The organism is Cognatundibacterium aquatile (assembly GCF_014699135.1).
GTDB lineage: Bacteria > Pseudomonadota > Gammaproteobacteria > Burkholderiales > Burkholderiaceae_D > Undibacterium > Undibacterium aquatile.
Genome location: NZ_JACOFT010000002.1, coordinates 477,786 through 491,640, shown reverse-complemented (window position 1 = coordinate 491,640; position 13,855 = coordinate 477,786). Strand labels below are relative to the sequence as shown.

The window sequence follows — 13,855 nt, the reverse complement described above, 5'->3', positions numbered from 1 at the left end:
ATTGACGATAATGAGTAGGGACTTTCACATGGCAAAAAGCTTTGTTGCTAAAAATGGGATCATTGGCGCAGTAGCGTTAGTTGGATTGACTGGTTGCAGCTCTATTAGCAATATGATTGAGCCGAACAAGATTGATTACAAAAGTGCAGGTAAGGTAACAACCGCGTCCCTGGAAGTCCCTCCTGATCTGACTCAGATACGCCGCGATAACCGCTTTGCCATTCCTGATGCCAATAAAAGCAGCGCGACTGCATCGGGCTACAATCTTGAAAAAGGTGTAAAAGCCTCCTCTGTTGCCGCGACGATTGCGCCAACGCAGATTAAAGGTATGCGAATCGTCCGCGACGGCTCGCAGCGCTGGTTGGTTGTTGGCCAGACCCCTGAAGTACTGTGGCCACAAATTAAAGATTTCTGGCAAGAATCTGGATTTTTGATTAATGTCGAAAATCAGGAAGCTGGTGTGATGGAAACTGATTGGGCTGAAAATCGCGCCAAAATTCCTCAGGATATTATCCGCAGTACTTTAGGTAAGGTGATTGACTCCTTGTATTCGACTGGTGAGCGCGATAAATTCCGTACCAGACTGGAGCGCGGATCTAATGGCGAGGTAGAGATTTACATCAGTCACCGCGGTGCGCAGGAAGTGTTGACTGGGGCGCAAAAAGACAGCGCTACCTGGACATCCCGTCCTGCTGATCCTGATCTGGAAGCGGAGTTCTTATCCAGGCTGATGGCGCGTCTGGGTACTGACGCTGAAGTTGTCAAGGCCGCTGTCAAGGCACCGGCTGCGAATGTTAAACCGCGTGCTCAGCTGTTGAAGGCTGGTGAATCAAGTTATGTTGAGGTTGATGAAGGGTTTGATCGCTCCTGGCGTCGTGTCGGACTGGCACTGGATCGCGTCGGCTTCACTGTGGAAGATCGTGATCGTTCGCAGGGATTGTATTTTGTTCGCTATATCGATCAGGATATTGATGCAAAAACCAAGGGCGCAAGCGAAGGGTTCTTCTCGAAATTATTCTCTTTTGGTTCCAGCGATAAATCAAACGATGCTAAAAAATATCGCATCTTGGTGAAGAACGCATCGAACGGAGCTGTCAGCCATATTTCCGTGCATAACAACGAAGGTAAAGTTGATTCGTCGCCCGTCGCAACCAAAATATTGCAGTTGTTAAACGACCAGTTAAAATAATTCTGTTCTTTATTTAATAAAAAAAGCACAGGAAACCCTGTGCTTTTTTTATGCCTGCGAAAACATTTTAGGCAAAAAAAAGCCGACCCGAAGGTCGGCTTTATAAGTAATTAAAAATTACTTAGATGCTGGAGCTGCTGTAGCGGAAGCTGCTGGAGCTGCTGCTGCATCAGATGCTGCTGCTGGAGCTGGAGCTGCTGCTGGTGCTTCTACTGCTGGTGCAGATGCTGGAGCTGCTGCTTCAGTTGCTGCTGGAGCTGGAGCTGCTTCTTCTTTTTTGCCGCAAGCAGCCAAAGCGATTGCTAACAGGGATACGAGCAAGAGTGATTTTTTCATGTTTTACTTTCAAATAAGTAGATCAAAAATGAGATCAAAATTTTGCGATGAATAATTACCGGTAATTATCGCTCTATAGGCTTACCCGAAGGCTCCGAAATACTACTCGTTACCTTCGAAAGTTTCCTAACCCATGATTATAATGATTTTTCAGGCAATGGAATAGGTCTTGCTGTCGAATTGCACTTAATTTCCTGAATATTTGCAATAAAGAACTAAATTCAGCGATATTTTTTGACGAAATTTTCAATTCTCTGACTTTAGTCAACGCCGAAAAAGATCAGTTATCGTAATTCTAACCATCCGTCTTCGTACCACAAGCAAAATGCTTCCATGACGTCTGCCGAAGCGGAAGATAACTCGTCGCCGTCAAGGAAGCGCTGATTCGCCAGTTTATTTAAAAGGATTTTGTCATCTTTGCTGACTGCAAATGACTCGCCGTTTATAAAAACATGCTTACCTTTGTATAACATCGATGACTTTAACGATAATTTAATTCCCTTTTTTTGCGCTGCCTGCTCAAAGCGCTTAGGAGATAAAGGCTTTTCCGGGGATGTGAAAAATACCGAAGGCTTTGGTTCTGATAAATATTCACCCAGAAAAATAGTGATATCGTCAGCGGTAAACTGAACTTTGGCGATTTGTTCTGCCACTGTTCCCAGTAATTCATTACCGATTTCGGCAGGTTTTGTTGTTGCTTTCAAATCTGGGTCGCTATAACGACCGGGTAAGTCTATCGATTCAGACATGAAGTGAAGGAAAGCTTCACCCAACTCCTGAAACGCCGGAGCACGGAAACCAACCGAATATGTCATGCACTCGCCGATGGCAACGCCGTCGTGCGCATATTGCGGCGGCAAGTACAACATATCTCCTGGTTCGAGAACAAATTCTTCTTCAGGTTTAAAGTTGCTAAGAATTTTGAGCGGCATTCCTTCGACAAGAGATAAATCTTGCTGCGCACCGATTTTCCAGCGCCGCTGACCATGCGCTTGTAATAAAAAGACATCGTAGGAATCGTAGTGCGGGCCGACGCCGCCACCATCTGCTGCATAGCTGATCATCAGATCATCAAGGCGCGCATCTGGTATGAAACGGAATTGTCGCAACAGTTCATCGGCTTGTTGATTGTGCAGATTGACACCCTGAACTAATAGCGTCCAGTCTTTCTTTTCTTTGATCGGAACCTGTTTTATCGGGCCGGATTTCATTTCCCAGTGTTTCTTAAAGAAGGTAATTAATCTTGACTCGGTATCTTCTTGCGATGCGAGTTCAAATAATTCTTCCGGGGTCAGCAGAGCTTTAAATCCGGGGATCGCCTGGCGGATAAGTAATGGCTTTTTATGCCAGTAGTCACGCAGGAATTGTTCCGGACTGATGTTGCCCAGCAGGGCGAGGGGGGAGGTGGTTTTTTTCATTCCGGCATTATAGGCTTGCCTGCGCCGCTGTTCCAGACAGGTATAATCGTGCATGAATATATTTTTTAAGGATATCGTATGAAGATTGTCAAAAATTCGGTTGTTACTGCGCGCTATACATTAAAAGACGCACAAGACAATCTGATCGAGGAAGGTCAGGAACCTATGGTTTACCTGCACGGCGGCTACGATAATATTTTCCCGAAAATCGAAGAAGCTTTAGAAGGTAAAGAAGCTGGTTTCAGCACCGTCATTCAATTAAATCCCGAAGATGCGTTTGGTGACTATGATGCGGCACTGGTCAAAGTAGAGCCGCGTAACCGGTTTCCATCACCTATAGAGGTCGGTATGCAGTTTGAAGGTATGCCGGAAGAAACCGAAGAAGACGAGGCGCTTATTTTTACCGTGACTGATATTGCTGAAGATAAGGTTGTTCTGGATGGCAATCATCCGCTTGCAGGGATTGCGTTGCGATTTTCGCTGACAGTTGAATCTGTGCGTGAGGCATCGGATGAAGAGGTCGCGCATGGTCACGTTCATGGCGCTCATGGGCATCATGACGACGAGGATGATGGTATGGGTGATGAATACCGTAGTCATCAGATACATTAATCATTGCATCCCGCTGGCACAGATTTTTTCTGTTGGCGCATAAAAAAACCGCACCTGAGTGCGGTTTTTTTTACTTGGCTTGTCTGATCAGTGATTTGAGTTCGTAAAGTGCATCGAGCGCTTCTCTTGGCGTCATTCTGTCAGGGTCGATTGATTCTATCGTGTTCTGTAATTCTTGTAGCTCTGCAGGAATCACCGCGACCTCTGTCGCCGTTTCGACTGAAACGGATGATGAGGAAAATAAATCAAATTGTGATGTCGATTGTATCGAGTGCGCTTCCAGTTCGGTCAGGTGTTTGCGGGCAGAGCGTATAACGCTTTGTGGAATTCCCGCTAACTGAGCGACTTGTAAGCCATAGCTTTGTGATGCAGGCCCCGGCTGTACCGCATGCAGAAAGACGATGTTCTCCTTATGCTCTACTGCAGATAAGTGAACATTCTCAGCACTTGGGTGAAGTTCCGGCAATTGCGTTAACTCGAAATAATGTGTCGCAAATAAGGTGTGGCTTTTCGATACCTGGATTAAATGTTTCGAGATTGCCCAGGCGAGCGCCAGTCCGTCGAACGTCGATGTACCGCGTCCGACTTCATCCATCAGCACCAGAGAATTTTCCGTCGCACCGTTTAGAATCGCGGCAGATTCCGTCATTTCCACCATGAACGTCGAGCGTCCGCCAGCGAGATCATCCGCCGCGCCTATGCGAGTGAAGATGCGGTCAATTGGACCGATAACAGCAGAGCTCGCAGGTACATAGCTACCGATATAAGCGAGCAGGGTGATCAGCGCAACCTGCCGCATGAAAGTCGATTTACCGCCCATATTAGGGCCGGTAATCAGCAACAGTTTTCGTTGTTCGGAAAGGTCGCAGTCATTCGCGATAAAGCGCTCTATCTGATTCTCTACAACAGGATGGCGACCTTGCTTGATTTGTAGAATAGGCTCATTAACGAGTTGAGGCGCGCACCAGTTGTTTTTGCTTGCGTGTCCAGCGAGACTGACCAGAGTATCGAGTTGAGCGATGGCATGTGCGATTGCCTGGAGAGAGCTGATGTGTGGCAATAGCTCTTGCAACAATTTTTCATACAACATTTTTTCGCGCACTAAGGCTCGCTCCTGGGCTGACAGCGCCTTGTCTTCGAATGCTTTGAGTTCTGGCGTGATGTAGCGCTCGGCATTTTTCAGCGTCTGACGACGGCGATAGTTCTCCGGCACTTTATCGCTCTGACCATTCGTCACTTCAATGTAGAAGCCATGTACACGGTTATATTCGACGCGCAGATTGGCGATGCCAGTGCGTTCTCTTTCTGAAGCTTCCAGCTGTACCAGAAACTGACCTGCATTTTCCGATAAGGCGCGTAACTCATCTAATTCGGTGTCAAAGCCATTCGCGATGACGCCGCCATCCCTGACCATGGTGGATGGCAAAGGCATCAGCCCTCGTTCCAATAAATCAAGACAATCTGCAGGCGTTGCTAAATCTGACAATATCTTTGTCAATACACTGGTCTGATTATCGGCAATGCACATGCTGACGTAATTGCGCAGGTTAGGCAGATGTTGCAGGCCATCCCTGAGTGCGGATAAATCGCGCGGACGTGCCGACTGCAGCGCAATCCTGGTCGTGATCCGTTCTATATCCGGTATCGCATTCAGGGTTGTCGCCAGCCCATCGGTAGAGTCAGCCTGAATTAAGGCTTTGATAGAACTGTGTCGTCCCGCTGCAATAGTCTGGTCGCGTTTAGCGTGATGCAGCCAATGCCTGAGTAAACGGGAACCCATCGCGGTACGGCAATGATCTAACAGTGAAAACAGGGTTGGCGATTCTTGACCGCGCAGTGTTTCTGTCAGTTCAAGATTGCGCCGGGTTGCCGTATCGAGACCTATAAACTCATGTTCACTTTCGACGCTTAGGCTGTTGACATGTTTCAAGCCTCGGCCTTGTGTGTTTTCAGCGTATCGCAATAATGCCCCGGATGCACCTAAGGACGCGCTCAGATTGTCTGCACCGAAACCTGTCAGCGTTGTGGTGCCCATTTGATCTTGTAAGGCTTTTTGCCCTTGCTTGAGATCAAAGTGCCAGTCGGGCACTTCAGAGAATTTGCCCGGTAACTGTTCGTAGTGTTCATCCAGTAAAAGGGTGCCCGCAGAGAGCAAAATCTCAGCCGGAGAGATGCGTTCTAATTCTTGTTGCAGGCGCTGAAACAGTGATTTTTCATCAGTTGAAAATTCCATGAGTTTCAGCGAACCACTCGCTAAGGATAGCCATGCCAGCCCCGCAGTGACGGTTTTCCGGTGTTGCAACAGGCAGAGCGAAAGCAGCGGTCGTTCTGATTTTTCAGGCAACAAATCCGTATCGGTCAGTGTGCCCGGTGTGATGATGCGCATGACTTTGCGTTCAACTGGCCCTTTGCTGGTGGCGGGGTCACCAATTTGTTCGCAAATTGCCGCAGATTCGCCCATTTTCACCAGTTTGGCGAGATAGGGTTCTAATGAGTGAAATGGCACGCCTGCCATTTTGATAGGATTGCCTCCGGAGCTGCCGCGCTGGGTCAGCGTGATGCCAAGCAGGCGTGAGACTTTTTCAGCATCGTCAAAAAAAAGTTCATAAAAATCGCCCATGCGATAGAACACCAGCGTGTCTGGGTGATCAGCTTTGATGCCAAGATATTGCTGCATCATGGGAGTATGTTGCGTTTCTTTTGCGGTCATATTGCTTATTTTTATTCGATTTATTTTTTTAGTTTCGTCTGTCCGGATTTCCCGGATTTGTCAGATCAAATTCGTTGCGCACCTTATCATAGACGATGACAGTGGTCTATGCTTGTGCCTGTATGCGCTTGATCCGGTTCGGAATACGAAAAATTTTTTCGTGAGTCGTGCATGTTTGCGCCGGAGTTGTGTGCAGGTGAGCCAGGATGTTATTGACTTCGCTGTGCAGAATACGTGTTGCAAGTTGGAATGGAAAGATTGCATTGGCTGGCATAAGTGCAGCAGGTAAGACGCGAGTGAAATGTATCGGGATGCGGAGTTCAACAGCGACGAAGGGAGCAGGAAAATGTACCTAATCTTCCTGCTCCCTTCGTTTTGCGATATGAGTTAAATAATTAACCGTTACCGCGACCGCCAGAGCGGCGAGGTGTAGATTGTTTTACTGCCGGACGGTTTCCTTGTGGGCGAGGCTTTCCCGCGCCGTCACGGACCGGTGCCGCACCGGATGTTTTGCCTGGTGTGCGTGCCTGCGCCGGTTTGTTGCCTGCTGGCGAACGCGCCCCCCTGTTTGCGGGCGCATTTCCGCGTCCCTCAAAACTACGCAATTGAATTGGCTGTGCTTTTGCGTGTGGATCAGGAATGAAGCCATCAATAATTTCTTGCGGAATCTGACGCTTGATGAACTTTTCAATATCAGCAAGTAATTTGAACTCGTCCACGCAAACCAGCGATACTGCTTCACCACTCGCACCGGCACGGCCAGTACGCCCAATGCGGTGTACGTAATCTTCGGGTACATTCGGCAGATCGTAGTTGACGACATGCGGCAATTGGTCGATATCAATACCGCGCGCAGCAATATCGGTAGCAACTAACACTGGCAGGCTGCCATCTTTGAATTCAGACAAAGCTTTGGTGCGTGCAGACTGACTTTTGTTGCCATGAATTGCCATCGCAGCGATACCGTCTTTGGCTAATTGCTCTACCAGCTTATTTGCGCCATGTTTAGTGCGTGTAAATACGAGCACCTGCGACCATGCATGTGTCTTGATGAGGTGTGCTAACAGTGGATGTTTCTTATCTCTGTCAACCGGATGCACTTTTTGCGCAATCACTTCAACCGTCGAATTACGACGGGCAACTTCTATCATGGCTGGATTGTTTAACAGCCGGTCAGCAAGTGCTTTGATGTCATCAGAAAAAGTCGCAGAGAACAACAGGTTCTGGCGTTTTGGCGGCAGGATCGCCAACACTTTTTTAATGTCGTGGATGAAACCCATATCCAGCATACGATCCGCTTCATCCAGTACCAGGATTTCGATGCTACGCAGATCGATCGTTCCTTGCTGATGATGATCCAGAAGTCGCCCCGGTGTCGCTACCAGAATATCGACGCCATGTTTTAATACCTTGATTTGCGGGTTAATCCCTACGCCACCGAAGATCACCGCTGACGTCAGCGGCAAAAATTTCCCATAAAGCTCCACGCTTTCCTGCACCTGGGCTGCCAGTTCCCGCGTTGGTGTCAGCACCAATGCACGAATAGGGCGACGGCTTGTCTTGTCCTTAGGTGCATTGGCTGAGGTCGACAGACGCTGCAAAATCGGCAGCGTAAAACCAGCTGTTTTACCAGTGCCGGTCTGCGCACCAGCCAGCAGATCCCCGCCTTGAATGACCGCTGGAATTGCTTGTTGTTGAATCGGCGTGGGGGATGTGTAACCTTGTTCGCTGACAGCGCGAAGAATGTCCTCGGATAATCCGAGTTCGTTGAATGAGGGCATGTGTTTCTGTAGATTTTCTTTAAAACCCAGACTGGTTATTGCCAGTCTGGTGACGATGGCACTCCGGCATCCGGAGCGTAAGAGATATTATTTTGTTGCCGATGCTGCAAATGGCTGCAATAAATTAACCATCTGTCCGAAAACTTTAGGTGTGCCGGCAAGTACATCACCTTTGTATAGATAATCTGATTCGCCAGAGAATGTGCCGACAATACCACCGGCTTCGGTAATCAGCAAAGAGCCGGCAGCAACGTCCCACGGTGCCAGTCCCTTTTCAAAGAAGCCATCAAGGCGACCCATCGCAACATAGGCGAGATCCAGTGCAGCAGAGCCTGGTCTTCTCAGTCCCTGGCATTTACCTGTCATTACTTTGAACATCTCCATGTACTGATCCAGGCCTGACAAATCACGTGAAGGAAAACCAGTGCCGATCAGCGCGTCTGCGATCTTGTCGCAGCGGGTGACACGGATACGTTTTTCATTCAGGAAAGCACCAGCGCCTTTGCTGGCGGTGAATAATTCGTTGCGGGTAGGGTCGTAGACGACTGCTTGCGTAATGATGCCACGATGTTGCAAGGCAATCGAAACGCAGTATTGTGGAAAGCCGTGGATGAAATTGGTCGTTCCATCCAGAGGATCAATGATCCAGACATAATCATTTTCGTCGTGCAAATTAGCGGAGGCACCTGATTCTTCTGCGAGTATTGCGTGATCAGGGTAGGCTGTCTTCAACACCTCAATGATGGCAGCTTCTGCGGCCTGGTCGACTTCTGTGACAAAATCATTGAAATGTTTTTCAGTGACACTGACGCGGTCGAGGTCAAATGAAGCGCGGTTGATTAATGTCGCGCCGCGACGAGCGGCTTTAATCGCCGTATTGAGCATTGGGTGCATATAGTTTCCGATAAAATGACGGCAAACGAGAACTCTCATCTCAATATGAGAGAAACTGGTTTGCTACACAAAAATGATAAAGAGCGTGCGCAATTGTCTTTTGCCCGGCGAAAGCACGTAACCAAAAAATAATCAACGCTGAATGATGCTATTTTAAATGAACTTGACTGAAACTGACACATCTCTTTTTCAACGCCTGCGTTTTGTACTGGTGGAAACCAGTCATCCGGGCAATGTCGGTGCCGCGGCAAGGGCGCTGAAAACCATGGGTTTTACCAATCTGGTGCTGGTAAGGCCACGATATCCGGACGTGCTGAGTCATCCTGAGGCAATTGCTTTTGCCAGTGGGGCGCAGGATATTCTTGAATCTGCCCGTATCGTTGAGACTGTTGAGGCAGCACTTGCCGGTTGCGATCTTGTTGCGGCCGTCAGCGCCCGTTTGCGTGAGTTTTCCCCGCCTGTCGTTACACCAAGGGAATTGGCGGAGAGTGTCGCTCACCGTCAAGGTGGTGATGTGGCCTTTATTTTCGGCAGCGAGCGTTATGGCTTGCCAAATGAAGTTGTCATGAATTGTCAGGCGTTAATAAATATACCTGCGAATCCCGCTTACTCGTCTTTAAATCTGGCGCAGGCAATACAGTTGCTGGCGTACGAATCCAGAGTCGCGATGCAATTGACTGTGACCGACCCCCAAATCGGATTTCAAGGGCAAACAGCGAGCAATGAAGCGGTTGAGGGCATGTATTCCCATCTTGAACAGGCATTGGTTGCGATTGATTTTATAGATCCAGCACACCCTAAAAAACTGATGCCACGTTTGAAGCGGCTTTTTTCCCGCGCTCGTTTAGAGTTGGAGGAAGTGAATATTTTGCGCGGGATCGCCAAGAAAATTCTGGATCAGCAGCAAAAGTAAGGTGATTAATGGAATAGGGGATGCTTTCAGATCATTTGTTATTTAATTTGTTGTCTGAATTGATAAATATCATGAAATCACTTGCTTTAAAGCTAGTTTGTTTCCTGTTTAGTATTTTCAGTTGTAACTAGTTTTGTTATAACGACAGTAAGATTGTGATTTAAACATATCGTCAGAATGCTGTTCCATTTTCGTTGAGGAAATTATTATTTTTGCTCCCTTTCCAAGGTCGTCCCTTTCCTTGATATGTGCCAGCGTCATTGCGGCCAGTTCGGCAGGGTCGGCTCATGCTCTTGGTGTTGGTGGCTTGCGGGTTCAATCGGGTTTAGGACAACCGCTGAAGGCGCAGTTAGATGTGACTGGTGCCGATGCGCAAGATGCAGATATCCATTGTTTTAAAGCGCTGGTTGAGACCACTGACGGCGACTTACTGTCCGTAGTTAACCTGGGAATGTCAACCCAGGGAAATAAGCGCATTCTCAGTTTATCGACACGAAAAAATCTCTTAGAGCCTGCGCTGAAGGTGGTCTTAAGTGTAGGCTGCGAAGTTCAGTTGCACCGCGATTATCTGATATTGCTTGATCCGCCGGAATTTAGTTCTGTTGGCAAAAACCTCAATTTGCCTCTGCTAAGTCAGAATGATGGCATGGCACCCGGCGCTGACGTCCCGACTGCTAAAGAGTCCAGACGAATCAGAAAAGAACCACTGCGCCCCTCAGTTGCGGCAAATCCTGCACCTGAAACAAAAAAGAGCCCCCCTCAGGCTGCGCAGAAAGACCGTTCAGTACGCGCATCCAGTGCCACGCGGGATGCTTTAAAACTGTCTGATGAAGCTGATGTTCAACTGCTTCCTGCCGGCCTGAAAATGGCGGACAGCTTGTCTGTTGTATCTGATGAGCAGCGCAAGGCTGATGCTCCAAATATCGCGGAACTACGCCTCGCGCAGGCACAATTTGCCGCGATGTTGCGCGGAGAAAATCCGCCTGCCTCAGTAGAAAAAAATACCGCGGATCAGAAGAAAATACAAATTCTTCAGCAGGAAGCAATTCAGTTAAAGCACACGATTCAACAAGACAAAGCTGCGCTCGAAAAAATAGAAGATGCGGCAGTTGCCAAACCCTGGTTCTACGTTTTCGGCGCGTTGATACTTGCCGGGCTGACGATTATTGGTTTGCTTTTTGTATATATTCAACGCTTACATAAACGTTATGCATCAACATGGTGGGAGCAGGACGAACCTAAACTTGGTCAGGATCAGAAGAAAAATATAGAAGAGCTGGTGAATGACGTTCAGGCGAGTTATGGGCCAACAACGGTCAATGGTATGAATAGCTCGGTTCTGTTAAAAAACTTATCTGAGCAAGCTGGAGTTGCGTCGGTTCCGGCATCAGTCAAAACAGGACCGGCTGACCATGCCGCGGCGCTCGATGCCGTGTCGGGAACTGCCCGCGCTTTTACACCTTCTCTTGAAGATACCAATAGCAGCACCTTTAACTTCTTCTCTTCACGTGCCAGCTCGTTGAAAGTCGAAGAAATTTCGGATGTGACGCAGGAAGCGGAGTTCTGGATGTCGGTGAACGACCCTGAACGTGCGATTGAAATTCTGGAGCCGCAAGCTGAGCAGGAACGTCCTGATTCCCCTGTGCCCTGGTTATATTTGCTGGATCTTTACCGCGTCACGAAAAATAAGGAAAAATACGACACGTTGCGCGATCGCTTTATTGTTTTCTTTAACGCGAATGTCCCTGAGTTTGAAGTTGATCCGCTGAGTTTGCCAACCCGTCATCTGGATGACTTTGAACATCTGATGAATAAAATATGCACCCTTTGGAATACTAGTAACATATTGCCGTTCCTCGAAAGTTTGCTGGTTGATGATCGCGATGGTAAGCGTATGGGATTTGAGTTGCCCGTGTACCGCGATATTTTGTTGTTGATATCCGTTGCCAATGAGTTGGACCGGATGAGACCCGACAAAGACACGTCAGGCTGGCAAAAAGTAACGAATGTCGAATTGCATGCGGATGCTGTTAAAGCGGAACCGGATGCTGACACGAATGTGATTAATTTTGAGAATATCGATTTCAAAATAAATCCATAAAATCTATTTGGCGAAACTGTCTTAGCTTCGCCGTCAACGCTATCAAAACGTATTAATCCGTATCAGTTACGAGGTCAGAAAATGATTAAGCTCTGTGGTTTTGCAGTCAGTAATTATTACAATAAAGTGAAACTGGCTTTACTTGAAAAAGATATCCCGTTCGAGGAAGTTCTTGTCTGGACTGATCGCTCCCCGGACTTGCTGCGAAAATCGCCACTCGGCAAAGTTCCTTACATCGAAACTGAGCAGGGTGCGCTGTGCGAATCTCAGGTCATCCTTGATTATTTAGAACAAGCGTATCCAGAAAAACCTTTGTTACCAGCAGATTCGTTTGCAGCGGCAAAAGTCAGGGAGCTGATCGTGTTTATGGAGCTGCATCTGGAGTTGCTCGCACGCGAATTGTATCCACAGGCGTTTTTTGGCGGACAGGTTTCTGATGAAGTGAAGACTCGCGTGGAGAAACAGCTGACACGACACGTTTCTGCATTTGCCCAATTGGCGAAATTTGAGCATTTCATCGCGGGAGAGCAATTCACCATGGCGGATTGCGTTGCGGTGTGCCATTTGCCATTAATTTCCTTGGCGACGAAAGCGATTTACGGACGTGATTTTTTGACCGATTTACCCGTAAAGGAATATCTGGCAAGAATGAATGCAAGACCGCACATGCAAACCGTGAACGCTGATCGTAAAGTCAATCAGGCTTTATTTGCGAGTAAGAAAAAATAGAAGTTGGCCAGACTATGGCGATAAAAAAGGAAGCAACATTGCTTCCTTTTTTATTTGTAATTTTCAAGCTTATATCGCTCTGCGCATTTTCTGCACGGTATAGTTTTTGACCTCTGCAGGCGGCACAACTAATTTGACAATGGCAAATGTGCAGTTGTCGCCGCGTGGCGTACCACGATCTCGGGCTTTCCTGATCAGTAATTCAGAAGCCTGTCTTGGTGAATTTGCGGCAACGGCGGCAGACAGTTCTGCATCATCGAAGTAATGCCAGAGGCCGTCGGAGCAGAGTAAAAAGCTGTCGTGCGCTTTTAAGCCATCGTATTGACCGAAAGTGATGTAAGGCGGCGTGGTGGTTGAACCAAGCACATTCGTCAGTATGTTCGATAGTTTATGAGTCTTGGCTTCCTCGGGAAGAATTTTTCCTTCTTCGACGAGTTGTTCTACATAAGAGTGATCACGGGTCTTTTCGACAAAATTAGGGCCACTGAAACGATATAAACGTGAGTCGCCGGCATGTGCCCAAATCGCTTGTTGCTGTGGCGTGATGACCATGGCAACGAAGGTGCTGTGCGGTTCTTTTTCTGAAGATACAGCAGATAATTTGATGACGGTGTGTGCTTCGTTCAGAATGTTTTCGAGTAATGCTCGGACATCATTGCCCGGATAAAAATCATCAAATAATTGTTTGGCCGTACGGACAACTTGCTCTGCTGCGAGTGCGCCGCCGCTTTTTCCGCCCATGCCGTCAGCGACCACGGCCATCATGTAGCCTGGTGCATTGGTGGCGGCAAATAAGCCGACACGGTCTTGTTGTTCCTGGCGGTCACCGATATGTTGTCCGGTGCCAGCTTCGATCTTATATTGGCTCATACGTCTCGGTAGATTACACTAACGGAATTCAGCCTGTGCTGATTTCCAAGAATTCATCCTATTTTACTTTAAGCTGAAGGCTATGAGCCATCCTGAACAAGTGCGACAACGAATAATTGAGTTAGAGGTTGAACATCGCGATCTCGACATGGTAATTAACACGTTGACCACAGATCCTGCACACGACGAATTGCAATTGCGTCGCCTGAAAAAACGTAAATTGCAACTCAAAGATCATATTACTCTGCTTAAAATGCAAATGATGCCCGATGTGCCTGCCTGAGTTATTTTTACCAATAATA

At 47.8% G+C, this 13,855-nt stretch carries 12 protein-coding genes; 6 read left to right on the top strand and 6 right to left on the bottom strand.

Going from position 1 to position 13,855, the window contains the following annotated elements; translation table 11 throughout:
* Positions 1-28 precede the first annotated feature (28 nt).
* A complete protein-coding gene (bamC, locus tag H8K26_RS06510) occupies positions 29-1,189 on the top strand; it encodes an outer membrane protein assembly factor BamC (protein ID WP_190478230.1) in 1,161 nt (386 codons plus the stop codon).
* 117 nt (positions 1,190-1,306) lie between these two features.
* Here bamC and H8K26_RS18025 read toward each other — a convergent pair whose 3' ends face one another.
* Entirely contained in the window at positions 1,307-1,525 is a 219-nt protein-coding gene (locus H8K26_RS18025) for a hypothetical protein (protein WP_370527162.1), read from the bottom strand.
* 284 nt (positions 1,526-1,809) lie between these two features.
* The gene (locus H8K26_RS06500) at positions 1,810-2,943 is read right to left on the bottom strand and encodes a cupin domain-containing protein (protein WP_190478815.1); all 1,134 of its coding nucleotides are present in this window, start codon (positions 2,941-2,943) and stop codon (positions 1,810-1,812) included.
* A 78-nt stretch (positions 2,944-3,021) separates the two neighbouring features.
* On the opposite strand from H8K26_RS06500, the gene H8K26_RS06495 reads away from it, so the two are divergent.
* On the top strand, positions 3,022-3,555 hold the full coding sequence (locus tag H8K26_RS06495) for an FKBP-type peptidyl-prolyl cis-trans isomerase (RefSeq protein ID WP_190478228.1): 534 nt from the start codon (positions 3,022-3,024) through the stop codon (positions 3,553-3,555).
* 70 nt (positions 3,556-3,625) lie between these two features.
* Here the strand turns inward: H8K26_RS06495 and mutS are convergent, their stop codons facing one another.
* The 3 genes from mutS to H8K26_RS06480 form a co-directional block, all read right to left on the bottom strand.
* The gene (gene mutS, locus H8K26_RS06490) at positions 3,626-6,265 is read right to left on the bottom strand and encodes a DNA mismatch repair protein MutS (protein ID WP_190478226.1); all 2,640 of its coding nucleotides are present in this window, start codon (positions 6,263-6,265) and stop codon (positions 3,626-3,628) included.
* A 395-nt stretch (positions 6,266-6,660) separates the two neighbouring features.
* Positions 6,661-8,046 (bottom strand): DEAD/DEAH box helicase, encoded by a 1,386-nt coding sequence (locus tag H8K26_RS06485; RefSeq protein WP_190478224.1) that lies wholly within the window; start codon positions 8,044-8,046, stop codon positions 6,661-6,663.
* 87 nt (positions 8,047-8,133) lie between these two features.
* Positions 8,134-8,940 carry an inositol monophosphatase family protein gene (locus H8K26_RS06480; protein ID WP_222611449.1) on the bottom strand — a complete coding sequence of 269 codons (807 nt, stop codon included), beginning with the start codon at positions 8,938-8,940 and terminating at the stop codon, positions 8,134-8,136.
* A gap of 157 nt (positions 8,941-9,097) precedes the next feature.
* Here H8K26_RS06480 and H8K26_RS06475 point away from each other — a divergent pair, with 157 nt between their 5' ends.
* From H8K26_RS06475 to H8K26_RS06465, 3 genes are all read left to right on the top strand, one after another.
* A complete protein-coding gene (locus H8K26_RS06475; RefSeq protein WP_190478223.1) occupies positions 9,098-9,853 on the top strand; it encodes an RNA methyltransferase in 756 nt (251 codons plus the stop codon).
* Between the two features lie 241 nt (positions 9,854-10,094).
* Positions 10,095-11,954 carry a type IV pilus assembly protein FimV gene (locus tag H8K26_RS06470; RefSeq protein ID WP_190478221.1) on the top strand — a complete coding sequence of 620 codons (1,860 nt, stop codon included), beginning with the start codon at positions 10,095-10,097 and terminating at the stop codon, positions 11,952-11,954.
* Between the two features lie 81 nt (positions 11,955-12,035).
* The gene (locus tag H8K26_RS06465; protein WP_190478219.1) at positions 12,036-12,683 is read left to right on the top strand and encodes a glutathione S-transferase family protein; all 648 of its coding nucleotides are present in this window, start codon (positions 12,036-12,038) and stop codon (positions 12,681-12,683) included.
* 69 nt (positions 12,684-12,752) lie between these two features.
* On the opposite strand, the gene H8K26_RS06460 is transcribed toward H8K26_RS06465, so the two are convergent.
* Positions 12,753-13,553: a PP2C family protein-serine/threonine phosphatase gene (locus H8K26_RS06460; protein ID WP_186883438.1), complete on the bottom strand. Its 801-nt coding sequence runs from the start codon at positions 13,551-13,553 to the stop codon at positions 12,753-12,755.
* An 82-nt stretch (positions 13,554-13,635) separates the two neighbouring features.
* Here H8K26_RS06460 and H8K26_RS06455 point away from each other — a divergent pair, with 82 nt between their 5' ends.
* A complete protein-coding gene (locus H8K26_RS06455) occupies positions 13,636-13,836 on the top strand; it encodes a YdcH family protein (RefSeq protein ID WP_186883437.1) in 201 nt (66 codons plus the stop codon).
* The last annotated feature ends 19 nt before the right edge of the window (positions 13,837-13,855 follow it).